The 22285-nt window shown below is 72.7% G+C and carries 20 protein-coding genes; 15 read left to right on the top strand and 5 right to left on the bottom strand.

What is annotated here, in order from left to right:
- Positions 1-6: 6 nt before the first annotated feature.
- Entirely contained in the window at positions 7-339 is a 333-nt protein-coding gene (locus ACIOHG_RS15835) for a hypothetical protein (protein ID WP_400950362.1), read from the top strand.
- Positions 340-412: 73 nt separating this feature from the next.
- Here ACIOHG_RS15835 and ACIOHG_RS15830 read toward each other — a convergent pair whose 3' ends face one another.
- From ACIOHG_RS15830 to ACIOHG_RS15820, 3 genes are all read right to left on the bottom strand, one after another.
- The gene (locus ACIOHG_RS15830; protein WP_400950360.1) at positions 413-1378 is read right to left on the bottom strand and encodes a heme A synthase; all 966 of its coding nucleotides are present in this window, start codon (positions 1376-1378) and stop codon (positions 413-415) included.
- 72 nt (positions 1379-1450) lie between these two features.
- Positions 1451-2221, bottom strand: a complete 771-nt coding sequence (locus ACIOHG_RS15825) for an ABC transporter permease (protein ID WP_400950357.1) — start codon at positions 2219-2221, stop codon at positions 1451-1453.
- Complete coding sequence (locus ACIOHG_RS15820; RefSeq protein ID WP_400950355.1) at positions 2218-3135, bottom strand: ABC transporter ATP-binding protein; 918 nt, start codon at positions 3133-3135, stop codon at positions 2218-2220. The genes ACIOHG_RS15825 and ACIOHG_RS15820 overlap by 4 nt, the downstream gene beginning before the upstream one ends.
- Before the next feature lie 124 nt (positions 3136-3259).
- Between ACIOHG_RS15820 and ACIOHG_RS15815 the strand changes: the two genes are divergently transcribed.
- From ACIOHG_RS15815 to ACIOHG_RS15765, 11 genes are all read left to right on the top strand, one after another.
- On the top strand, positions 3260-4117 hold the full coding sequence (locus ACIOHG_RS15815; RefSeq protein WP_400950353.1) for a helix-turn-helix transcriptional regulator: 858 nt from the start codon (positions 3260-3262) through the stop codon (positions 4115-4117).
- A complete protein-coding gene (sufB, locus tag ACIOHG_RS15810; protein ID WP_400950350.1) occupies positions 4114-5526 on the top strand; it encodes a Fe-S cluster assembly protein SufB in 1413 nt (470 codons plus the stop codon). The genes ACIOHG_RS15815 and sufB overlap by 4 nt, the downstream gene beginning before the upstream one ends.
- 59 nt (positions 5527-5585) lie before the next feature.
- Entirely contained in the window at positions 5586-6818 is a 1233-nt protein-coding gene (gene sufD / locus ACIOHG_RS15805) for a Fe-S cluster assembly protein SufD (RefSeq protein ID WP_400950347.1), read from the top strand.
- A complete protein-coding gene (locus tag ACIOHG_RS15800; RefSeq protein ID WP_400950345.1) occupies positions 6815-7132 on the top strand; it encodes a non-heme iron oxygenase ferredoxin subunit in 318 nt (105 codons plus the stop codon). The genes sufD and ACIOHG_RS15800 overlap by 4 nt, the downstream gene beginning before the upstream one ends.
- 7 nt (positions 7133-7139) lie before the next feature.
- Positions 7140-7904, top strand: coding sequence for a Fe-S cluster assembly ATPase SufC (sufC, locus tag ACIOHG_RS15795; protein WP_400950343.1), 765 nt, complete (start codon positions 7140-7142; stop codon positions 7902-7904).
- Positions 7901-9163, top strand: coding sequence for a cysteine desulfurase (locus ACIOHG_RS15790; RefSeq protein WP_400950341.1), 1263 nt, complete (start codon positions 7901-7903; stop codon positions 9161-9163). The genes sufC and ACIOHG_RS15790 overlap by 4 nt, the downstream gene beginning before the upstream one ends.
- A 12-nt stretch (positions 9164-9175) precedes the next feature.
- Positions 9176-9628, top strand: coding sequence for a Fe-S cluster assembly sulfur transfer protein SufU (gene sufU / locus ACIOHG_RS15785; protein ID WP_400950338.1), 453 nt, complete (start codon positions 9176-9178; stop codon positions 9626-9628).
- A gap of 141 nt (positions 9629-9769) precedes the next feature.
- Positions 9770-10057 (top strand): metal-sulfur cluster assembly factor, encoded by a 288-nt coding sequence (locus ACIOHG_RS15780; protein WP_051055973.1) that lies wholly within the window; start codon positions 9770-9772, stop codon positions 10055-10057.
- Between the two features lie 95 nt (positions 10058-10152).
- On the top strand, positions 10153-10641 hold the full coding sequence (locus tag ACIOHG_RS15775) for a hypothetical protein (RefSeq protein ID WP_400950335.1): 489 nt from the start codon (positions 10153-10155) through the stop codon (positions 10639-10641).
- Positions 10642-10771: 130 nt separating this feature from the next.
- On the top strand, positions 10772-11614 hold the full coding sequence (locus ACIOHG_RS15770; protein WP_400950332.1) for an RICIN domain-containing protein: 843 nt from the start codon (positions 10772-10774) through the stop codon (positions 11612-11614).
- A gap of 123 nt (positions 11615-11737) precedes the next feature.
- Positions 11738-14023 (top strand): tetratricopeptide repeat protein, encoded by a 2286-nt coding sequence (locus ACIOHG_RS15765; protein ID WP_400950329.1) that lies wholly within the window; start codon positions 11738-11740, stop codon positions 14021-14023.
- A 303-nt stretch (positions 14024-14326) separates the two neighbouring features.
- Here the strand turns inward: ACIOHG_RS15765 and ACIOHG_RS15760 are convergent, their stop codons facing one another.
- Complete coding sequence (locus ACIOHG_RS15760) at positions 14327-15655, bottom strand: MFS transporter (RefSeq protein ID WP_400950326.1); 1329 nt, start codon at positions 15653-15655, stop codon at positions 14327-14329.
- 386 nt (positions 15656-16041) lie between these two features.
- On the opposite strand from ACIOHG_RS15760, the gene ACIOHG_RS15755 reads away from it, so the two are divergent.
- From ACIOHG_RS15755 to ACIOHG_RS15745, 3 genes are all read left to right on the top strand, one after another.
- Positions 16042-17655, top strand: coding sequence for a hypothetical protein (locus ACIOHG_RS15755; RefSeq protein WP_400950323.1), 1614 nt, complete (start codon positions 16042-16044; stop codon positions 17653-17655).
- A 163-nt stretch (positions 17656-17818) separates the two neighbouring features.
- Positions 17819-18907 (top strand): hypothetical protein, encoded by a 1089-nt coding sequence (locus ACIOHG_RS15750; RefSeq protein WP_400950320.1) that lies wholly within the window; start codon positions 17819-17821, stop codon positions 18905-18907.
- Between the two features lie 132 nt (positions 18908-19039).
- Positions 19040-20557 carry an alkaline phosphatase PhoX gene (locus tag ACIOHG_RS15745; RefSeq protein ID WP_400950318.1) on the top strand — a complete coding sequence of 506 codons (1518 nt, stop codon included), beginning with the start codon at positions 19040-19042 and terminating at the stop codon, positions 20555-20557.
- A 62-nt stretch (positions 20558-20619) separates the two neighbouring features.
- On the opposite strand, the gene ACIOHG_RS15740 is transcribed toward ACIOHG_RS15745, so the two are convergent.
- The gene (locus ACIOHG_RS15740; protein ID WP_400950315.1) at positions 20620-22215 is read right to left on the bottom strand and encodes a PucR family transcriptional regulator; all 1596 of its coding nucleotides are present in this window, start codon (positions 22213-22215) and stop codon (positions 20620-20622) included.
- Between the last annotated feature and the right edge of the window lie 70 nt (positions 22216-22285).

Below are 22285 nucleotides of genomic sequence, written 5' to 3'. Positions count from 1 at the left end.
GCGGGCATGAGCAGCGCAGAGACCGCCACCACCGCCGCGCCGGACGCCCGCGCCGAGCGCCGTGCCAAGCGCATCGCCAAGCACCTCAGCAGCTTCGCTGCCCAGCACGGCGGCAGCGCGGACGGGGTGGTCGAGTACGTCGGCCGGACCGCGACCCGGATCGTCGTGGTCGGCGCCGACGGCACCTGGGGCGACCAGGTCGCCCCGACCTACGCGATCGGCCGCCGGGCCGCCGAACTGGCCGGGCTCACCCTGCACGAGGACTTCGACGGCGAGCTGGGCCTGAAGGTGCGGACCGGCCCGTACGAGTGGAAGCGGATGGCGGGCATCCAGATCTGACCGCCCGTCACCCCCGCAGGTACGAGGAAGGCCCGCCGTGCACCGGCGGGCCTTCCTCGTACCTGCGGGCGGCTCAGGCGACCAGTTCGGCGGACGGCGCCGCCGCCTGGGCCGGGATCTCGGCGCGGCTGCGCAGCGCCGGCGGGACCCGCAGCGCGGCGGCCCAGACCAGGGCGGCGCCCAGCATGTGCAGGCCGACCATCAGCTCCGGGGCGTCGGTGAAGTACTGGACGAAGCCCAGCAGGCCCTGCAGCAGCAGCAGGACGAACAGGTCGCGGACCCGGGCCCGGGCGGCCGGCGGGGCCTGCACGGCGGCGAACACCAGTAGCGCGGCCAGCGTCAGGCCGACCGAGAGGAACACCAGGTCGGCGTGGACCTGGACCAGGCGGTCGTAGTCGACCGGGATCCGGTACACCGGCTTGCCGTCCTTCGAGGAGGCGCCCGGGTGGTGGCCCGCGCCGGTGACCAGGGTGCCGGCCAGCACCAGCAGGCCGATCACCGCCACCAGCACCTGGGCCAGCCGCCGGATCGGCTCGGCGACCAGGGCGCGCGGCGGGCCGTCGCCCTCCTTCGCGCGCTCCCAGGACAGCAGCGCGACCCAGATCAGGCCCATCGCGGCCACCATGTGGGCCGCCACGATGTACGGGTTCAGGCCGGTCAGCACGGTGATGCCGCCCAGCACCGAGTTGCTCATCACCAGCCAGAACTGGGCCCAGCCCAGCTTGGTCAGCGAGCGCCGCCACGGCCTGGCGCAGCGCGCGGCCAGGATGAACCAGCCGACCGCCGCGCACAGCACGTAGGTCAGCATCCGGTTGCCGAACTCGATGACGCCGTTGATGCCCATCGCGGGCGTCGGCGTCAGGCTGTCGGCGGTGCAGCGCGGCCAGGTGGGGCAGCCGAGGCCGGAGGCGGTCAGCCGGACGGCGCCGCCGGTGACGACGATGACCACGCTCATCACCAGCGCGGCCAGGGCGGCCCGCCGGACGTGCTGCGCGCTCGGGTGCCAGCGGTCGGCGAGGAGGGAGAACGGGTTGGTCACCGGACCATCGTAGGCGGGCTTATGCCGTGCCCCGGCCCCGGACCCGCCCCGGGCGGCGGGCCGCCCCCGGGGCTACTCCCAGCGGAAGAACCGGGCCGCGGCGGCCAGGCCGAGCACCGACCAGGCCGCGAGGATTCCCAGGTCGGCCCACGGGACGCCGCCGCCGAGCTGGAGCACCGAGCGCAGGCCGTCGGAGAGCGCCGAGATCGGCAGCAGCTCCAGCACCGGGCGGACCGCGGCCGGGAACTTCGCCAGCGGGACGACCACGCCGCCGGCCAGCAGCAGCAGGACGAACACCAGGTTGGCGCCGGCCAGCGTGGCCTCCGCGCGCAGCGTGCCCGCCATCAGCAGGCCGAGGCCGGAGAACGCGGCGGTGCCCAGCACCAGCAGGAGCAGCACCGCCAGTGGATTGCCGTGCGGCGACCAGCCGAGGGACAGCGCGATGCCGGACAGCAGCAGCACCTGGAGCAGTTCGGTGACCAGCACGCAGCCGGTCTTCGCGGTCAGCAGCGCCCAGCGCGGCAGCGGCGTGGCGCCGAGCCGCTTGAGCACGCCGTAGCGGCGCTCGAAGCCGGTGGCGATGGCCTGGCCGGTGAAGGCGGTGGACATCACGGCCAGCGCCAGCAGGCCCGGGGCGAGGAAGTCGACCCGCTTGCCGGGGCCGTCCACGGCGACCACGTCGACGGCGGAGAACAGCACCAGCAGCACGGTCGGGATGACCACGGTGAGCAGCAGCTGCTCGCCGTTGCGCAGCAGCATCCTGGTCTCCAGGGCGGTCTGCGCGAGCAGCATCCGGCCGACCGGGGCGGCGCCGGGGCGGGGGGTGAGGTCGGTGGCGGTCATCGCAGGTCCCGTCCGGTCAGGTCGAGGAAGACATCCTCCAGGCTGCGGCGCTGGACGGCGAGCTTGTCGGGCATCACCCCGGCGGCGGCGCACCAGCCGGTGACGGCGGCCAGCAGGGCGGCGTCGAGTTCGGCCTCGACCCGGTAGGAGCCGGGGGCCGCCTCGGTGACGGCGGCCCGGTCGGGGAGCACCTTGCGCAGCCCGGCCAGGTCGAGGCCGGGCGGGCCGTCGAAGCACAACCGGGCCTCGCTGCCGCGCAGGTCGTCGGGGGAACCCTGGGCGATCACCCGGCCGCGGTCGACCACCGCGACGTCGTCGGCGAGCTGCTCGGCCTCGTCCATCCGATGGGTGCTCAGCACGACGGTGACGCCCGCCGCGCGCAGCTCGGCGACCAGCTCCCAGGTGGCGCGGCGGGCCTGCGGGTCGAGGCCGGCGGTGGGCTCGTCCAGGAAGACCAGCTCGGGGCGGCCGACCACGGCCATCGCCAGGGCGAGGCGCTGCTGCTGGCCGCCGGAGAGCCGGCGGTAGGGGGTGCGGCCGCAGGAGTCGAGGCCGAGGCGTTCGGCGAGCGGGCCGACCGGCAGCGGGTCGGCGTACAGCTTCGCGGTGTGGTGGAGCATTTCGAGGGCGCGCGCGCCGGCGTACACGCCCCCGGACTGCAGCATCACGCCGATCCGCGGCCGGAGCGCCGCGGCCTGCGCCACCGGGTCCAGCCCGAGCACCCGGACGGTGCCCGCGTCCGGGCGGCGGTAGCCCTCGCAGGTCTCGATCGTGGTGGTCTTGCCCGCGCCGTTGGGGCCGAGCACCGCGGTGACGGTGCCGCGCGCGATGGCCAGGTCGAGCCCGTCCACGGCCGTCTTGGCGCCGTACCGCTTGACCAGTCCGGTCACCAGGACGGCGGGTTCTGCATGCATACCGGCGAGTGTAGGAGCCGTTCACACCCCCGTTCGGGTAAGGCTTGCCTTCCGTGACGGACGACACCGGTGAGACCCGGGTCACGGCTTGTCTCCGGCGGACGAATTACGCAACAATCGTGTTGTGAAAAACATCCGCGAGCACGCCGCGCCGCTTGGGGAGCCCGAGGCCCCCGACTGCGCCGTGCCCGCGACGGGGGCGGACGTGCTCGCCGAGGGCCACCGGGCCACCCGGGACCGGGTCGCCCGGTCGATCCTCGACCACGGCCCGTCCTCGGCCGCCGACCTGGCCGCCCGCCTCGGCCTGACCGCCGCCGCGGTCCGCCGCCACCTGGACGGCCTGGCCGCCGCCGGGCTGGTCGTCTCCCGCGAGCAGCGGGTGCACGGCAGCCGCGGCCGGGGCCGCCCCGCCAAGGTCTTCGCCCTCACCGACAGCGGCCGCAGCGCCTTCTACCAGGCCTACGACCAGCTCGCCGCCGAGGCGCTGCGCTGGATCTCGGAGACCGCCGGCGGCGGCCGGGCCGGCGAGGAGGCGATCGCCGCCTTCGCCCGGGCCCGGCTCGCCAAGCAGGGCGAGCGCTACCAGGATGAGGTCGGCCGGGCCGGCGTCGAACAGCGCGCCGAGGCGCTCGCTCGGGCCTTGAGTGCGGACGGGTACGCTGCCACGGTGCGGCGCGTCCCGCCCGCCTCCGCTGCGCCCGCCGCACCGGCCGGCGCGCAGCTCTGCCAGCACCACTGCCCGGTCGCGCACATCGCCGAGCAGTTCCCGCAGCTCTGCGAGGCGGAGACCGAGGTCTTCTCGCAACTCCTGGGCACCCATGTGCAACGGCTGGCCACGATCGCCCACGGCGACGGGGTCTGCACCACGTATGTGCCGGCATCCGGTGCCGCACCGTCGCCCTCCCGGGCGCCCGGTGCAGTGCCGACTGCCGGTACGTCCCCCATCGAAAACGGCTCGTCCGCGCGGAGGAACCTCGCATGACTGACATCGCACACCCCGAGCTCGAAGGCCTCGGCACGTACGAGTACGGCTGGGCCGACTCGGACACCGCCGGCGCCGCCGCCAAGCGCGGCCTGAGCGAGGAGGTCGTCCGCGACATCTCGGCGAAGAAGAGCGAGTCCGAGTGGATGCTCGACCTCCGCCTCAAGGGCCTCAAGCTGTTCGGCAAGAAGCCCATGCCGACCTGGGGTTCCGACCTGTCGGGCATCGACTTCGACAACATCAAGTACTTCGTGCGCTCCACCGAGAAGCAGGCCGAGTCCTGGGAGGACCTGCCCGCCGACATCAAGGCGACGTACGACAAGCTGGGCATCCCGGAGGCGGAGAAGCAGCGCCTGGTCGCCGGCGTGGCCGCGCAGTACGAGTCCGAGGTCGTCTACCACCAGATCAACCAGGAGCTCGAGGCTCAGGGTGTGATCTTCATGGACACCGACACCGCGCTGAAGGAGCACCCGGAGCTCTTCAAGGAGTACTTCGGCACCGTGATCCCGGCCGGCGACAACAAGTTCGCCGCGCTGAACACCGCGGTGTGGTCCGGCGGCTCGTTCATCTACGTGCCCAAGGGCGTGCAGGTGGACATCCCGCTGCAGGCCTACTTCCGGATCAACACCGAGAACATGGGCCAGTTCGAGCGGACGCTGATCATCGTCGACGAGGACGCCTACGTCCACTACGTCGAGGGCTGCACCGCGCCGATCTACTCCTCGGACTCGCTGCACTCCGCGGTGGTCGAGATCATCGTCAAGAAGGGCGGCCGCTGCCGCTACACGACCATCCAGAACTGGTCGAACAACGTCTACAACCTGGTCACCAAGCGCGCCGTGGCGTACGAGGGCGCGACCATGGAGTGGATCGACGGCAACATCGGCTCCAAGGTCACCATGAAGTACCCGGCCGTCTACCTGATGGGCGAGCACGCCAAGGGCGAGACGCTGTCGATCGCCTTCGCGGGCGAGGGCCAGCACCAGGACGCCGGCGCGAAGATGGTCCACATGGCGCCGAACACCTCCTCGCACATCGTCTCGAAGTCGGTGGCGCGCGGCGGCGGCCGGACCTCCTACCGCGGCCTGATCGAGATCGGCGAGGGCTCGCACGGCGCCAAGTCGAACGTGCTGTGCGACGCGCTGCTGGTGGACACGGTCTCCCGCTCGGACACCTACCCGTACGTGGACGTCCGCGAGGACGACGTGTCGATGGGCCACGAGGCCACCGTCTCCAAGGTCTCCGAGGACCAGCTGTTCTACCTGATGAGCCGCGGTCTGAGCGAGACCGAGGCGATGGCGATGATCGTGCGCGGCTTCGTCGAGCCGATCGCCCGCGAGCTGCCGATGGAGTACGCGCTGGAGCTGAACCGGCTGATCGAGCTGCAGATGGAGGGCGCGGTCGGCTGACGCTCCGTCAGCCCCCGCCACCCGTCGACGATTCCCGAAAGAGAGCAACACGAACAGCCATGGCTGAGCAGAACACCCCCGGCTCCACCACCGCCGGCTCGATCGAGGTCGGCACCGCCGTCGCCGGCGCGCAGCTCGCCGGCCCGGGCACCGGGCGCGACACCGTCCGGCAGCCGATCGACGCCCGGGTCGCCGTCAAGCCGTCCTTCGACGTCAACGACTTCCCGGTGCCGACCGGCCGCGAGGAGGACTGGCGGTTCACCCCGCTGCACCGCCTCGGCGGCCTGCACGACGGCAAGGCGCTCGAAGCCCCTCGCGGTGAGGACAAGATCGAGCTGGGCCTGCCGGAGGGCGTCACCTCCGAGCTGGTCGGCCGCGCGGACGCCCGGGTCGGCAAGGCCGGCACCCCGGTGGACCGGGTCGCCGCGCAGGCGTTCAGCGCCTTCGAGCAGGCCCTGGTGGTGACCGTCCCCAAGGAGACGGTGCTCACCGAGCCGGTCCGGATCGACGTGCACGGCGAGGGCGGCACCGCCTTCGCGCACGTGGTGGTCGAGGTCGGGCCGTTCGCCGAGGCCGTCGTGGTGCTCAACCACACCGGCACCGGCACCCGGGCCGCCAACGTCGACCTGCTGGTCGGCGACGGCGCCAAGCTCACCTTCGTCTCGGTCCAGGACTGGGACCGGGACGCGGTGCACGTCGCCCAGCAGAACGCGCTGGTCGGCCGGGACGCCTCGTTCAAGTCGGTCGTCGTCACCTTCGGCGGCGACGTGGTGCGCCTGCACCCCCGCGTCAACTACGCCGCCCCCGGCGGCGAGGCCGAGCTGTTCGGCCTGTACTTCGCGGACGCCGGGCAGCACCTGGAGCACCGCCTGGTGATCGACCACGACACCCCGCACTGCCGCTCCAACGTCGCCTACAAGGGCGCCCTCCAGGGCCAGGACGCGCACGCGGTGTGGATCGGCGACGTGCTGATCCGGGCCGCCGCGCTCGGCACCGACACCTACGAGCTCAACCGCAACCTGGTGCTCACCGACGGCGCCCGGGTCGACTCGGTGCCGAACCTGGAGATCGAGACCGGCGAGATCGTCGGCGCCGGCCACGCCTCCGCGACCGGCCGCTTCGACGACGAGCAGCTGTTCTACCTGCAGTCCCGCGGCATCCCGGCCGACGAGGCCCGCCGCCTGGTGGTGCGCGGCTTCTTCGCCGAGCTGGTCCAGCAGATCGGCGTCCCCGAGGTCCAGGACCGCCTGCTGGAGAAGATCGAGGCCGAGCTGGAAGGGACGGTGGCATGAGCTACGTCCGGGCCTGCGCGCTCAGCCTGCTCCAGGAGGACGTGCCGACCAAGGTCGAGCTGAACGGCGTCCCGGTGGCGATCGTCCGCACCGACGAGGGCGTGTTCGCCATCAACGACACCTGCTCGCACGCCAACGTCTCGCTCTCCGAGGGCGAGGTCGAGGACTGCATGATCGAGTGCTGGCTGCACGGCTCCAGCTTCGACCTGCGCACCGGCAAGCCCTCCGGACTGCCCGCGACCCGGCCGGTCGCCGTCTACCCCGTAAAGATCGAAGGGGACGATGTGCTCGTCTCCGTCAACCAGGAGAACTGAGTACCCCATGGCAACGCTTGAAATCCGCGACCTGCACGTCTCCGTCGACGCGGAGGGCGGCCCGCGCGAGATCCTCAAGGGCGTCGACCTGACGGTCAAGCAGGGCGAGACCCACGCGATCATGGGTCCGAACGGCTCCGGCAAGTCCACCCTGGCCTACTCGCTGGCCGGGCACCCGAAGTACACCGTCACCGGCGGCCAGGTGCTGCTGGACGGCGAGGACGTGCTGGAGATGTCCGTCGACGAGCGCGCCCGGGCCGGCGTCTTCCTGGCCATGCAGTACCCGGTCGAGGTGCCCGGCGTCTCGGTCTCCAACTTCCTGCGCACCGCCGCCACCGCCGTCCGCGGCGAGGCCCCCAAGCTGCGGCTGTGGGTCAAGGAGGTCAAGGAGGCGATGGCCGCCCTCTCGATGGACCCGGCGTTCGCCGAGCGCAACGTCAACGAGGGCTTCTCCGGCGGCGAGAAGAAGCGCCACGAGATCCTCCAGCTGGAGCTGCTCAAGCCGAAGATCGCCATCCTCGACGAGACCGACTCCGGCCTGGACGTCGACGCGCTGCGGATCGTCTCCGAGGGCATCAACCGGGTCCGCTCCACCGGCGAGGTCGGCACCCTGCTGGTCACCCACTACACCCGCATCCTCCGCTACATCAAGCCCGACCACGTGCACGTCTTCGCGGGCGGCCGGATCGTCGAGTCCGGCGGCGCCGAGCTCGCCGACAAGCTGGAGGAAGAGGGCTACGAGAGCTACGTGAAGGGGGGCGCTTCCGCGTGACCCATCCCCATCTGACCGGACTGCTCGACACCGACGCCATCCGCAAGGACTTCCCGATCCTGTCGCGCCAGCTGCACGACGGGAAGCCCCTGGTGTACCTGGACAACGCGGCGACCTCGCAGAAGCCGCAGCAGGTGCTGGACGCGCTGAACGCCTACTACGAGCAGCACAACGCCAACGTCCACCGCGGCGTGCACGTGCTGGCCGAGGAGGCCACCGCGCTGTACGAGGGCGCCCGGGACAAGGTCGCGGCGTTCGTCAACGCGCCCAGCCGGAACGAGGTGATCTTCACCAAGAACGCCTCCGAGTCGCTCAACCTCGTGGCGAACATGCTGGGTTGGGCCGAGGAGCCGTACAAGGTCGACGCCGACTCGGAGATCGTGATCACCGAGATGGAGCACCACTCCAACATCGTGCCGTGGCAGCTGCTCGCGCAGCGCACCGGCGCGAAGCTGAAGTGGTTCGGCCTGACCGACGAGGGCCGGCTCGACCTGTCCACCATCGACGAGCTGATCACCGAGAAGACGAAGATCGTCTCGGTCACGCTGGTGTCGAACCTGCTGGGCACCGTCAACCCGGTGGACACCATCGTCCGCAAGGCGCAGTCGGTGGGCGCGCTGGTCTGCATCGACGCCTCGCAGGCCGCCCCGCACGCCGTCCTCGACGTGCAGGCGCTGGAGGCCGACTTCGTCGCCTTCACCGGCCACAAGATGCTCGCCCCCACCGGCATCGGCGTGCTCTGGGGCCGCCAGGAGCTGCTGGAGGACCTCCCGCCGTTCCTCGGCGGCGGCGAGATGATCGAGACCGTCACCATGGGCTCGTCCACCTACGCCCCCGCCCCGCACAAGTTCGAGGCAGGCACCCCGCCGATCGCCCAGGCCGTCGGCCTCGGCGCCGCCGTCGACTACCTGACGGCGATCGGCATGGACAAGGTCGCGGAGCACGAGCACGCCATCACCGCCTACGCGATCGAGCGCCTGCTGGAGGTCCCCGACCTGCGGATCATCGGCCCGCGCACGGCCGTGGACCGCGGCGCGGCGATCTCCTTCACGCTCGGTGACATCCACCCGCACGACGTCGGTCAGGTCCTCGACGAGCAGGGCATCGCCGTCCGGGTCGGCCACCACTGCGCGCGGCCGGTCTGCCTGCGGTACGGAATTCCGGCGACCACCAGGGCGTCGTTCTACCTGTACTCCACGCCCGGCGAGGTGGACGCGCTGATCGACGGCCTCCACCACGTCCGCAACTTCTTCGGCTGAGGTGGCTGCCCCATGAAGCTCGACTCGATGTACCAGGAGATCATCCTGGACCACTACCGCCACCCCCACGGCAAGGGGCTGCGGGACGGCGACGCCGAGGTCCACCACGTCAACCCGACCTGCGGCGACGAGATCACCCTGCGGGTGAAGCTCGACGGCGCGGTCGTCGCGGACGTCTCCTACGAGTCGCAGGGCTGCTCGATCAGCCAGGCCTCCGCCTCCGTGCTCAACGACCTGGTGGTCGGCAAGCCGGTCGGCGAGGCCCAGCAGATCCAGGAAGCCTTCCTGGAACTGATGCAGAGCAAGGGCCAGTCCGAGGGCGACGAGGACCTGCTGGAGGACGCCGTCGCCTTCGCCGGGGTCTCCAAGTACCCGGCCCGGGTCAAGTGCGCCCTGCTCAGCTGGATGGCCTGGAAGGACGCCACCGCCAAGGCACTCGGCGGCCAGCCCCCGATCGCCGACTGACGCCCCGTTAGGACATTGGACATGAGCGAGAACGAGACGACCGCCGAGGCCGTTGCGGCCGAGGCTCCCGCGGCCGAGGCCGCCGGGTCCGACAGCCCCGGCGCGTTCACCACCGCCGGGACGGTCTCCACCGAGGACCTCATGGAGGCCCTGATGGACGTCGTCGACCCCGAACTGGGCATCGACGTCGTCAACCTCGGCCTGATCTACGGCCTGCACATCGACGAGGACGACACCGCCACCGTCGACATGACCCTCACCTCCGCCGCCTGCCCGCTCACCGACGTGATCGAGGACCAGGCCCGGACCGCGACCGACGGCCTGGTCAAGGACCTGCGGATCAACTGGGTCTGGATGCCGCCGTGGGGCCCCGACAAGATCACCGACGAGGGCCGCGACCAGCTCCGCGCGCTCGGCTTCAACGTCTGACCGAGCGTCGGCACGTCCGCCAGGGGCGGGAACCCTCCGGGTTCCCGCCCCTTCGCGCGTTCCGCCGCCACCGGGACGAACTAGACTGCGGGGCCATGGATTTCGGGTCGGACGGCGGGGCGCCGGACTGGGCCGCGCTGGCCGAACGGCACGAGCGCGAGCAGCGGCGGCGCAGGCGGCTGCGGGCCGCCGGGGCGGTGGCCGGGGCGGCCGTCCTGCTCGTCGGGGGCGGCGCGGCCGTGGCCGGCCGGACGGGCGGCGGCGAGGACGGCGGCCCGGCGGTGGCGGTCGCCGGGAGCGCTTCGCCTGCGGCGGCCACCGGCTCGGCGACGCCGGAAGCGCGGCCCGCTCCGGAGATTCCGGCCCCGCCCCCGACGCCCGCCGCTGCGTCTCCTGCGGCCCCGGCCCGGGAGGGGAAGCGGTCCGTGCCCACCGCGAGCGCCAACAGGCCTGCCCGGGCGGCGAGTTCGGCCCCGTCCGCCGACCTGCGCGGTGGCGTCCGGGAGGAGGACGCCGGGCGGGCGCTGGAGATCGCCGACTCCGCGGCGGGTCTGTTCCTCGGAGTCCCGGCCCGCAGGGGGTGACGCCCTGCCGGGCGGGCCCGACCGGGCGTCAACTCCGCTTCTGCCACTGACGGGTGAACGTCCGGACCGTACCGGCGAGACCGGGCCCGCCGCGTTTTCGCGTTCCGGACTCGAACTAGAATCCGGCCCCATGAGTTACGGGGTGGGCGGCGGAGAGCCGGACTGGGCCGCGCTGGCGGACGAGAACGAGCGGCAGGAGCGGCGGCGCAGGCGGGCGCGGATCGCCGGGGCCGCCGCCGGGGCGATCGTGCTGATCGCGGGCGGCACCGTCGCGGTGACCCTGCTCGGTGGCGGGAAGCAGTCGCCCGCCGCGGCCCCCGCCCCGGTCGCGGACAGCGCGGTGCCGGTGCTCGCGCCCGTCCCCTCCGGAGGGACGGGCCCGGCCTCCGGGGCCCCGTCCACCTCGGCCCCGGTCTCCACCTCGGCCCCGGTCTCCGCCCCGGTCTCGGCCTCCGCCTCGTCGAGCCCGTCCGCGGCGGCCTCCCGCCGGGCCGGTGCCACGCCTTCCCCGGCCGCCCCGTCCTCCGCCGCGCCCGCCGCCCCCGCGTCGGGCGGGCCGGTGGACATCCGCGGCGGCGTCCTCAACGCCAACAGCGGCAAGGCCCTGGAGATCGAGAACTCGGTCACCGCCGACGGCGGCCGCGCCCAGCAGTGGACCTACTCCGGCATCCCCACCATGATCTGGACCATGCACTGGGTCGGCGACGGCTGGGAGCTGCGCAACCTCAACAGCGGCAAGTGCCTGGAGATCCCCGGTGCCTCCACCGCCGACGGCACCCACGCCCTCCAGCGCACCTGCGACGGCACCCCCACCCAGCACTGGGAGCTCAGGACCGGCACCGGCGGCCGGATGCTGGTCAACCGCAACAGCGGCAAGTGCCTGGAGGTCGAGAATTCCGGCACGGGCGACGGCGCCACCGTCCAGCAGTGGACCTGCCACCCGACCATGGCCAACATGGCCTGGCGGATCTGACGTATCGCCAGAAACCTTGGTCGGAGCAACGCAGAAGGGTGGTCGGCCCAAGACGGCGTTATCGAGGTGTCGCATCACGCCCTGCCGCCGAAAGAGCGTTCAACCCGACCGTAGGGTGGTGCGATGGAGGAACCACAGCGGCCAGGCGCTGCACGAGAGACGTTTGCCGAACGAATCACCGTCGCGATCACACAGTCAGGGCGGCCCACGCTGGAGCGGATTGCCCAGGTCAGCAAGACCATTCCAGGAGGTGTCGAACTCAAGCGATCCACTGTCAGCGCCTGGAGCCGCGGGCGGGGACTGCCGGACGGCCCGGATGCCCTGATGTCACTCCTGACTGTACTGGAGAAGATTGCAAGTGCCCCTGGGCGCTTCGATCGGCAGGAGTGGCACCGGCACTACCGGCGTGCACGGGAAGAACCACCGGTGGAATCGGGGGAAGAGACACGGGAGGAACCGGGGACTGTTCGTGACTTCGAACCGTCGGAACTCGGAGTGCACCGGGCGAGGACCGGAACTGACGAATCACGTGTTCCCACGTACGTTCTCCGGGACATCGACGGTGAGATACGTGCAGAATTGTCACGGACGGCATCGACGGGAGGGATGGTCCTCCTCAGCGGGGATTCGACGGCGGGTAAGACCAGAGCGGCCTACGAAGCGCTGCGAGCGGTGCTTCCCGATGCTCTGATGTTCGTTCCCGGCAGGGCGAGGGATCTGGGGGACCTGATCGGGACCCTCTCGCGCAGTCGACCTGCTCCGGGTGTTGTGAGGGTGCTCTGGCTCGACAACCTCGAACGCTATCTCGCCTCGCCGGGTTTTGATGTTTCCGCACTCCGGTCCCTGCGCCGGGCGGGAGTGGTCGTGCTCGCCACGATACGGTTGGCCGTGCGTCAGCAGTACATGGCGAGTGGCGTGGGTGCGGATGTTTTGAAATCCTGCCGCGAGTTCGCCGTTGAACGCCTCTGGTCGGACAAGGAAATCGCCCGGCTGAAGGAGGTCATCGCCGCTGAGAGTGATTCCCGCCTGGTGGAAGCCCTGCAGTGTGCGAAGGACCACGGGGTCGCCGAATATCTGGCGGCCGGACCGGAACTGTGGCGTGAACTTGTGCAGGCGTCGACAGTGCACGGAAACCCTCGGGGTGCCGCGTTCGTTCGGGCCGCGATCGCGCTTGCCCTGGCCGGCGCTCGGATGCCCGTCGGGATGGAGGTGCTGGAACGTATCCACGAGATCTTCCTTCCTGGTGCCAACAAGGCGCTCCTGACACCGGAGAGTGAGGGCGAGGCGGTGCGATGGGCGACAGAGGTGCGTTACGGGGTGACCGCACCGCTCCTGCCGGATGGGTCGGGCTTCTATCCGTTCGACTATCTGGTTGACGCGACACTCCGTGAGAGCGGTCCTGGGCGGGGCCTAGTGCCCGAAGACGCCTGGCAAGCAGCTCTCGACCTCGTACAGGAGAAGGGCGATCGCTTCGAAGTGGCACTGGCGGCATATATGAACGATTTGCCGGAGGTGTCAAAGAAGGCTCTGGGGCCACTGGTTGAAGCCGGCGATCTGGGCGCGATACGTGGGCTTGGGGAGATGCTGCGGCCGAGTGATCCCAAGGAGGCGAGGCGCGTGCTTCGGCGCGCGGTGGCACTGGGTGATCCTGTCGCGATGCGGCTGATGGGCAATCACTTCATCTTTGCCGGGAAATACGAAAAGGCCAACAAGTGGTTTCGTCGCGCGGCAAAGGCCGGGGACGAAGAGGCATACGCCTACTTCTGCAAGCCTGGCGTGTACAACCAGCCGGACGTGGTCAGTCGCTGGGACGCACTCGAATGGGACGAGGAGGACGACACGCCGTGGCAGCCGACACCGCGCACACTGGCAGTGCTGCTTGCCAACCTCGAAATCCTCGGTGACATGGTTCACGATGCGGTGGAGGAGGCCGGTGACCGTCGGATCAAGATCAAGGGCCCCTGGCACTTCGTTCTTGACCAGCTGCCGAGTCAGACCTGGCGCATGGGTGCGGCTTGGCGTCGGAATTTCGTCCGGTGCTTCGACGACCTTGCAGCGGACATCCGGAGCGGTGGCATGCCGAGCCCTCGTTGTACCGGTGAAGAGATGGCGCTCCACATCGCACTTGAGCATGCATCGGCCATGAGCCAGGACGAGCCGGACCTGGTCGAGCGGTTCGTCGAGGGGAAACCTGCCGAGGCAGGGGACTACGACTGGTGCGAGTGCTCAGAGTTGTTGTTCCAGGGCCATGACGTGCTCTTCCTCTACGACCCGTGGCTGAGCTCGGTGGCGGATCCACAGAGCAGCCTGGGGCAGCGCATGGGTGTTGCCTATCTGCAGCCCGAGGACTGGTTCGAACCCTTCGACCCCAGGAAAGCCCGGGACCCTGCGCGCGGCTACCTGCGTTGAGGAGACGGTGCCGTCCTGCCTGGAATTCCGGACCACCCCCCTTGACCTGGCGAAACGAGCAGAGCGGCCGATTGACGCTGGTCACGGCTGCTGGTCGGCTGTTCCGATGGCCCGGTCACGTGCAGCAGGTGTGTGTGACAGGACGTCAGGAGATCGGAATGGGTGCTCTGGTCATGCTGTGCACGGTCGTCGCGGTGCCGTTGGTGGCGGTCCTCGTGCTCGTCGCGGGGTTGGTCGTGGTACTCCACGGGTTGTCCGGAGCACAACGGGTGCAGGTGTTCGAACAGTTCTGTGCCGCTGTGGTCAGTGTCGGGGGCGGCGGAGGACCGTTGCGGCCAGGGCGAGGGCGGCGGTGGCGGCGGTGAGGGCGAAGGCGGTGATGGCGGGGAGGAGGCCGTAGGCGCGGGTGAGGGCGCCGACGGCGATGATCGGGGCGGAGGAGCCCAGGTAGACGATCACCCAGAGGGCGGAGAGCTCGCTGCCGCGGCGGGCCGGGTCGAGGGCGGCGACGGCGGCGGTGAACAGGGAGCGGAAGGCGATGCCCTGGGAGACGCCGGCCAGCACGCTGCCGATGAAGAGCAGGGCCGGGGTGCCGGTGGCCGCGGCGGCCGTCAGCAGGCCCAGGCCGGCGGCCAGGCCGACCAGGCCGGCCGCGACCACGATCCGGTCCGAGGTCGGCGGGACGAGCAGCTGCGCCGCGGCCGAGGAGCCCAGCAGCAGGGCCGCCACCGCGGCGCCCGCCATCCGGGAGTCGGTGTGCAGCAGGGTGGCGGAGAACGCCGGGGCGAGCGACAGGTAGACGCCGAAGACCGCGTACGAGACGAAGCCCGCCGCCGCGGCGAGCAGGAACTCGCGACGTCCGGTGCGCGGCAGCCGCAGGCGTTGCGGCCGCAGGTGGGCCGGGGTGGTGACGCGCGGCGCCGAGGCCGGCGGCCGGTGCGGGCCGGGCATCCGGGGGTGCACCAGGGCCAGCGGCACGCACAGCGCCAGCAGCGCCACGGCGTGCGGCAGGAACGGGCCGAGCAGCGGCCGGTCCTGGTCGGTCAGCGCGGCGCCGACCAGCGGCCCCAGCGCCACGCCGCCCGCCGAGCAGGCCAGCGTCAGCTTCGCGGCCAGCGAGGGCCGGTCCGGCAGCAGGTCGCCGAGGGCGGCGCCGGCCGCGCCGGTGGACAGGCCGACCGCGACGCCCTGCACGGCCCGTCCGGCGGCCAGCTGCCAGAACGAGCCAGCGGTGGCGAACACGGTGTCGCCGACGGCGGCCAGCGCTACCGCGGGCAGGATCAGGGCCCGCCGCCCCAGGTGGTCCGACCAGTGGCCGACCGCGGCCAGCACCGGGACCAGGGCGAACACGTAGACGGTGAACAGGACCGTGGTGTCCAGCGGGCTCAGCCCGAGCCGCTGCTGCAGCACCGGGTAGAGCGGGGTGGCGAGGTTCGCGCCGATCAGCAGCAGCAGCAGGGCCGCCGCGACCAGGCCGACGCGGATGCCGCGCAGCGCGTTCCAGCGGCTGATCGCGGCGAGCTGGAGCTGCTTGCGGGGGGCGAGTTCCAGCGGAAGCAGGGCCTCCGACAGTCGGCGGCCGGCGTACCGAGCGGTGCTCGGGCCGGGGCCGGCGGGGGAGAGGTCCGCCATGGCAGGGGTCTCCTGGTGTGGCCGGGCGCCGTCGGACCCGGCCAGGCCAGGAGTGGCGGCATGGCGGAGCGGCCCGGACGTCGCGGGTGTGCGCGTGGTACTGGGTTCCGGGGCTTCGTCGCTCCCGGTCCCGGGGGGGGGCGCGCGCGGGGGATGGTGCGCGGCGCCCCCCGAAGGATACGGTGTCGCGGACACTCGTTCGGCCGCACGTCCCCACTCGTTCGGGGGGACGCAGGCCCAGCTCAGGCACATGGTGGTGGCGGCCGATACGCTGGGTTGACGGGCCGCCACGCATCCGGCCCGCGCCGCCGGGCCCGACGCCCACCCCCGCGAGGACCGTCCGTCGGACGGCGGTGCCCTGCCACGACAACGGGAGATCGCGCGCGATGGCCGGACGAAGCCGTTTCACCCCTGACCAGCAGCCGTCCGAAGCCGCGGGCCTGCTCCCCGCCGACTACGACCTCGCCGACCTGTACGGCGCGCAGTCCGGCGAGGAGGACCCCGACGACACGGCCGTGGTCGTTCCGCCGATCGCCCTCCCGTCCGACCGCGAGCTGGCCGACGCCGCCCTGGCCGTCCCGCTGATCTCCCAGGTGATCGCGCTGGCCCGGTGGATCGCCCCGCACCGCGCCGTTGACGAGCACGGCGACCTGGTCGAGGAGGACCGGGTGCGGGCCGCCCGGGTGCTCGGCGTCGAGGACCCGGACGAGGACGACGTGGTCGAGGCGCTGCGGGCCTGGGCGCTGGCCTGCGACCTCGACCTGGTCGAGACCGGCACCACCGACGAGGGCGCCCACGTGGCGATCCCCGGCCCCGACCTGGAGGCCGTCGAGTCCGGCGACCCGGCGGCCGTGCTCGGCCTCTGGTTCGAGGCCGCCGAGCTGGTCCGCGAGCTCGCCGCCGAGGCCGAGTCGGTCGACCCCGAGGTGGTCGAGGGCAGCGACAGCGACGACTCCGAGGGCCTGGCCGAGGTCGAGGACGCCCGCGACCAGGCCGCCGAGATCCTCGACGAGGCCCTGCACGTCCTCTACGAGACCGCCGCGTTCGCCGAGCCCGGCGCCGAGACGGTGCCGCTCGGCGTGCTCGCCGCGCTGCTGGTCGTCCCCGACGGCGCGGAGCCCGACGAGGAGATGCTCGGCGAGATCACCGACCTGATGGTGGTGCTCGACCCGATGCTCGGCGACCTCGCCGAACTCGGCCTGGTCGAGCACACCCCGATCGACCCCGACCTGTTCGAGGAGGCCGAGGGCGACGGGGGCGACGGGGGCGACGGGGGCGCCGGGGGCGCCGGGGCGGCGGACGGCGACGGCCCGCTCAGCGACGAGGACGCCGCCCGCTTCGGCACCGTCCGGCTCACCCCGCTCGGCCAGTACGCGGTGCGCGAGTGGCTGCTCGCCGACGGCTACGACGCCCCGCTGATCGGCGACCTCGCCGACAGCGACGGCCCGACGCTGCTGCGCACCCTGGCCGAGAACGGCCAGCTGTTCGCCGAGGCCGAGCTGAAGGCCTGGGTCGCCGCCCGCGAGCCGCTGGCCGCCGCCCGCGAGCTGCTGGCCGGCGGCCGCGGCCGGGACGTGCAGTCCCCGGTGCGCCGCTACTGGTGCGTGGTGGGCCTGGGCGAGCTCGGTGCGGAGGCCGCGCCCGCCGTCGAGGAGGTGGTCGACGACGACGAGCTGGGCGGCCTGGCCCGGGAGTGGCTGCGGGCCCGCGGCGCGGACGTCGACGCCGCCGAACGCGGGGTCGCGCTCTGGCGGATGATCGACTCGATGTCCGCCGTCCTGCTGATCAGCGCGGGCGAGGGCGGCCGGTTGCAGGCCCTGGTCGCGGACCTGCCGGTCACCGACAACCCGGCCAGCTACTTCGGCGAGGTCTGGCGGGTCCCGCACCCGATGACGGCCGAGATCCTGGAGATCGTCGGCGAGCTGCACCTGGACCGCAAGGTCGCCAAGGAGGCCCGCCGGGCGGCCGTCAAGGCCCGCTCGCTGCGCGCCCGGCGCTGAGTCGCGCCGCGCGGGCGCCGTCGGACCGGCCCGGCGGCGCCCGCTCCCGGGGTTTGCGCCACCTGATGGATCGACAGGTTCCCCGGGCCGTAAGGTGGGGCCACCGCCGGGCCCGCCCGGCGGGGAACCGTGGGCGGTAGAGGTGCCGGGGGTGCGTCGAGGGATGAACAGGCAGCACGCGAACGGGCCGGTCGACGTCGAGGCCGGCTACTCCGCGCAGGAGGAGCACGGCCGGCAGGTGCTGGCGGGCGCGGACTTCCCGGTGTTCGGCTGGGTGCGGGACGCGGGCGGGGTGCTGGCCGAGTACGAGGTCGGGGACGGCGTCCTGGAGGCGGTGGAGATCCGCTCCGGGGACTGGCGCTCGCCGCACGGCCCGTACGTCACGGTGCGCACGCACCGCGCGGGCGCGGAGCCGGGCGGGCCGCTGCCGGACCTGGAGGACGTGGTCGAGGACGAGCGCGACCGGGTCTACGACGATCTCGGCGTCGACGAGGGCGAAGTCCCGGTCCGGGTCAGGGCGTTGCGCGCGTGGATCACCGTGGACGGGGAGCCGCGCGCGGTGCAGGTGCACGAGGACTCGCGGACCGCCGGCCACGGCACGGTCTGGGCGGGCCGGCTGCGGGTGGACGGCGCGACCGTGACGGTGACCGGCCGCGGCGTCGAGCCGGGCGCGGTGGAGCTGCGCCGCATCCTCGACTTCGAGCACTACCTGCGCGGCCGGACCGCGCAGTTGCGGCAGCTCGCCGAGCGGCGGGCGGCCCGGCCCGGGCCCGCGCCGGAGCCCGTCGCCCTGGGGCTGGCGGCGCACCGCGCGCTGGTGGAGCAGGGCATCGCCCGGGCGGTGGAGCGGGAGGCCCGGCTGCGGGCGGGCCGCTCGCCCCGGCTGCCGCGGCGGCTGCGCGGCGAGGACCACCAGGCGCACTGGGAGACCGCGGTGCGGCAGCAGATGCGGCTGGCCTCGGAGACCCGGGAGGAGGCGGACGCGGCGGTCACCTCGATGGTCAACCACCTGGGCCGGCTGGCGCACCACGCCGACTGGCTGAGCGGGACGGCGGAGGGCGCGGCGGCCGTCGAGGAGGTCGTCCGGTTCACCGCGTTCGCCAGCGAGGTGCCGAGCCTGCCCGCGCAGCGGGCCTGGGAGCGGCTGTGGGCGGGCGGGACGCCGGAGCTCCCGTCGGGCACGGAGGAGGCCTGGCTGACGGCGTGGGAGCTGTGGCGGGTCGAGCGTACCCAGCACCTGCCCCGGCGGTAAAGCCCCGGTCATGGGGATGTCTATGGTTGGTAAATCGGCACGCGGGCGACGCGTCCGATTCATGCCCGGTTCACCCGGGGCCCGGACTCTGGCGGTCACCGAAGCACACCCCCTCCTCCAGGAGTGACCGTCATGTCGCTGTCCCGCCGGGACTTCGTGAACCGTTCCACCATGCTCGGGGCAGGTGTCCTGATCGCCGGCAGTGCCGAGGTGCTGGCCACCGCGCCCGGCGCGATCGCCGCCCCCGCGGGCGGTGAGGCCCCCGTCGACGCCGCCCTCGCCAAGGGCGGGCGCACCGCGGTCGGGTACGGCGAGCTGGTCCCCGACCCGGCGGGCGTCCTGGCGCTGCCCAAGGGCTTCTCGTACGAGGTCATCACGCACTCCGGCAGGACCACGCTGGTCACCGGCGAGACCACGCCCAGCAACCACGACGGCACCGCCGCGTTCGAGGGCCGCCACGGCGCGACCCTGCTGGTCAACAACCACGAGCTGGCCGGCCCGCGGTCCAAGTGGCCGCACCCCGTGCCGCTGCTGGACGGCTTCGTCTACGACCCGGCCGCGGCCGGCGGCTGCACCGTCGTCGAGGTCTCCGGGCACGGCCACGGCCACGGGCACGACGCGCAGGGCGAGGACGCGCAGGGCAAGGGCCGCGGGCACGGCAAGCGCCAGGTCCGCGAGTGGGTCGGCATCGCCGGCACCGCCACCAACTGCGCCGGTGGCGCCACCCCGTGGGGCACCTGGCTGACCTGCGAGGAGACCGAGGACAAGGCCGGCACCAACGGCTTCACCAAGGACCACGGCTACGTCTTCGAGGTCGACCCGCGCGACCAGGACGCCAACCGGAACCCGCAGCCGATCAAGGCCTTCGGCCGGTTCGCGCACGAGGCCGTCGTGATCGACGAGAAGCGCGGCCACGCCTACCTGACCGAGGACGCGTCCAAGCCGAACGGCCTGTTCTACCGCTGGACCCCGCCGGCCGGCTTCAAGCACGGCAAGGGCAGGCTGCGCACGCTGGCCGCCGACGCCGGCGCGTTCGAGGCGCTGAAGGCGTTCGACGCGCAGGGCAAGCTGGTCGACGACCTGTCCCGCGCCACCAAGCCCGGCACCACCTACGGCGCCGACTGGGTCAAGGTGCAGGACCGGGACGCCCGCACCACCTCGATCCGCAAGCAGTTCAAGGACGGCGAGATCACCCGGGCCCGCAAGCTCGAAGGCATGTGGTGGGGCGACAACGGCATCTACTTCGTCTCCTCCTTCGCCCGTGAGGAGTCGCCGCTCCAGCACGACGGCCAGGTCTGGTTCTACAACCCGGTCCGCCGCACGCTGACCCTGAAGGTCATCCTCGGCGTCAACAACGACATCTGGGCCGACAAGGGCAACTTCGACGGCCCGGACAACATCACCGTCTCGCCGCACGGCGGCCTGATCATCGCCGAGGACGGCAACGGCCTGCAGCACCTGTTCGGCACCACCACGGACGGCCGCACCTACGCGCTGGCGCGCAACGAGCTGAACCTCGGGACGGCGCAGGCGCCGGAGTTCAGCGAGTTCACCGGTGTGACCTTCTCGCACGACGGGCGGACGCTGTTCGCCAACATCCAGGAGCCGGGCATCATGCTCGCCATCACCGGCCCCTGGCACCGGATGTGACGCACCGCTGAGATCCGCCGGGCCCCGCGCCCCCCGCACAGGGGCGCGGGGCCCGGTCGCGTTCAGGACTCGGGGAGCCTCAACTGGAGCATGGCGAACAGGCGTTGCTGGGGCTGGGCGAGGTCGAGGCCGGTGAGCTGTTCGGCGCGGCGGACCCGGTAGCGCAGGGTGTTGGGGTGGATGTGCAGGGCGTCGGCGGCGGTGCGGACCTCGCCGAGGGCGTCGAGGTAGGCGAGCAGGGACTCGGCGAGGCGGGTGTGGTGGCGGGCGTCGTAGGCGGTCAGGGCGGTCAGCCGGGGGTCGCGCAGGGCGGGGCGGTCCTGGAGCAGGGCGAGCACCTCGGAGACCAGCACCTCGGCCTGCACGTCCTGGAGGGCGGCGACGTCCGGGACGACGCCGCCGCGGCCCATCGCGTCGAGGATGCGGTCGGCCTGGGCCCGGGACTCGGGGACGGCGGCCAGGTTCGGGACGGTGGGGCCGATCGCGGCCCGCAGCGGGATCGAGAGGTGGTCGCGGGCGGCGTCCACGGCCTCCTGGGTCCAGTCGCGCAGGGTGGCGGGCGGCAGGCCCGGCGGCAGGTCGGGGAGCAGCACGTAGACCCGGGAGTCGACCGGGGCGAGCAGGGCGCCGCGGTGCCGGGCGGCGGTGTGCACGGAGATCAGGCCGGTGACCTCCTCGCGGGAGAGCTCGGCGTCCCGGCCGTCGGTGGCGGCGGGCGCGTAGGCGAGGACGGTGGCGGGGCGGCGCAGGTCCAGGCCGAGGTGGGTGGCCAGCGACTGGGGGCCGGTGGAGCCCTCCAGCAGGCCGGTCAGCAGGGTCTGGGTGAGCCGGGTGTCGGCGGACAACTCCCTTCGGCGGCGCACCAGTTGGGCGGCGGCGACCCGGGCGGCGCCGATCAGGGCCTGTTCGGCGGTGTCGGTGAGCGGGTGGGAGCCCTCCTGCACCCAGATGGTGCCGAGCGGCTGCGCGCCGGAGCGGATCGCGATGGCCAGCCGGCGGCGGATGCCCAGCTCGGGGTGGGCGGCGATCTCGATCGCGCCGTCCGAGCCGCGCAGGTGCGAGAAGACGCCCCACTCGCGGAGCTTGGCCAGGTACGGTTCGGGCCCCTGGCGGCCGAGGATGGACAGCCGGCGCAGGTCGTCGACCTCGTCGGTCTCCGAGGTGCGGGAGTAGGCGAGGACCCGGCTGGAGGTGTCCTCGATCGAGACGATGCCGCCGGTCAGGACGGCCACCGTCTGGGCGAGCGAGAACAGGTCGCCGCTGGCGGGCTCGCCCGGCTCGGCGCCGTCCGAGCCGGTGAGCAGGGTGCGGGCCAGCGAGTCGAGGTGCTCCCAGCGGGTCTCCCGGCGCACCGAGAGCAGCGCCACCCCGGCCTCGGTGGCGGCCTCGCGCAGCGCGTCGGCCTGCCCGGGCCCGTCGAGCTTGACGGCGACGGCGGCGGCCCGGGCCCGGCCGGCGGCGCGCAGCGCGGGCAGCGCGGCCCGGCCGCGGGCGCCGATGGCGAGGACGAGTTCGCCCGGTGCGGCGGTCGGCGGGTCCTCCGGGTCGAGGATGGCCACGTCCCGGACCGGGACGTCCAGGCCGGCCGGGGCGGCCTGGAGCTCCACCAGGGGTTCGCCGAGCGACATCAGCAGCTGGCGCAGGGGCAGGCCGGTCATCGCGGGGTCCTTCGTCGGATCGGACAGGAACCGGGGTCCGAGTTTAGTCAGCCGGACAGCGCACGGGCGG

Origin of the sequence: Kitasatospora sp. NPDC088134 (genome assembly GCF_044741705.1) — a bacterium.
Classification (GTDB): domain Bacteria; phylum Actinomycetota; class Actinomycetes; order Streptomycetales; family Streptomycetaceae; genus Kitasatospora.
Note: the sequence above shows the minus strand (reverse complement) of the source record. Positions and strands in the feature narration are given on the sequence as shown.

Excerpts from the sequence above, each read along its gene's own strand:
- ACIOHG_RS15835 (WP_400950362.1), top strand. The coding sequence starts at position 7 with ATGAGCAGCGCAGAGACCGCCACCACCGCCGCGCCGGACGCCCGCGCC.
- ACIOHG_RS15825 (WP_400950357.1), bottom strand. The coding sequence starts at position 2,221 with ATGACCGCCACCGACCTCACCCCCCGCCCCGGCGCCGCCCCGGTCGGC.
- ACIOHG_RS15820 (WP_400950355.1), bottom strand. The coding sequence starts at position 3,135 with ATGCATGCAGAACCCGCCGTCCTGGTGACCGGACTGGTCAAGCGGTAC.
- sufB (WP_400950350.1), top strand. The coding sequence starts at position 4,114 with ATGACTGACATCGCACACCCCGAGCTCGAAGGCCTCGGCACGTACGAG.
- sufD (WP_400950347.1), top strand. The coding sequence starts at position 5,586 with ATGGCTGAGCAGAACACCCCCGGCTCCACCACCGCCGGCTCGATCGAG.
- ACIOHG_RS15800 (WP_400950345.1), top strand. The coding sequence starts at position 6,815 with ATGAGCTACGTCCGGGCCTGCGCGCTCAGCCTGCTCCAGGAGGACGTG.
- sufC (WP_400950343.1), top strand. The coding sequence starts at position 7,140 with ATGGCAACGCTTGAAATCCGCGACCTGCACGTCTCCGTCGACGCGGAG.
- sufU (WP_400950338.1), top strand. The coding sequence starts at position 9,176 with ATGAAGCTCGACTCGATGTACCAGGAGATCATCCTGGACCACTACCGC.
- ACIOHG_RS15780 (WP_051055973.1), top strand. The coding sequence starts at position 9,770 with ATGGAGGCCCTGATGGACGTCGTCGACCCCGAACTGGGCATCGACGTC.
- ACIOHG_RS15775 (WP_400950335.1), top strand. The coding sequence starts at position 10,153 with ATGGATTTCGGGTCGGACGGCGGGGCGCCGGACTGGGCCGCGCTGGCC.
- ACIOHG_RS15770 (WP_400950332.1), top strand. The coding sequence starts at position 10,772 with ATGAGTTACGGGGTGGGCGGCGGAGAGCCGGACTGGGCCGCGCTGGCG.
- ACIOHG_RS15765 (WP_400950329.1), top strand. The coding sequence starts at position 11,738 with ATGGAGGAACCACAGCGGCCAGGCGCTGCACGAGAGACGTTTGCCGAA.
- ACIOHG_RS15760 (WP_400950326.1), bottom strand. The coding sequence starts at position 15,655 with ATGGCGGACCTCTCCCCCGCCGGCCCCGGCCCGAGCACCGCTCGGTAC.
- ACIOHG_RS15755 (WP_400950323.1), top strand. The coding sequence starts at position 16,042 with ATGGCCGGACGAAGCCGTTTCACCCCTGACCAGCAGCCGTCCGAAGCC.
- ACIOHG_RS15750 (WP_400950320.1), top strand. The coding sequence starts at position 17,819 with ATGAACAGGCAGCACGCGAACGGGCCGGTCGACGTCGAGGCCGGCTAC.
- ACIOHG_RS15745 (WP_400950318.1), top strand. The coding sequence starts at position 19,040 with ATGTCGCTGTCCCGCCGGGACTTCGTGAACCGTTCCACCATGCTCGGG.
- ACIOHG_RS15740 (WP_400950315.1), bottom strand. The coding sequence starts at position 22,215 with ATGACCGGCCTGCCCCTGCGCCAGCTGCTGATGTCGCTCGGCGAACCC.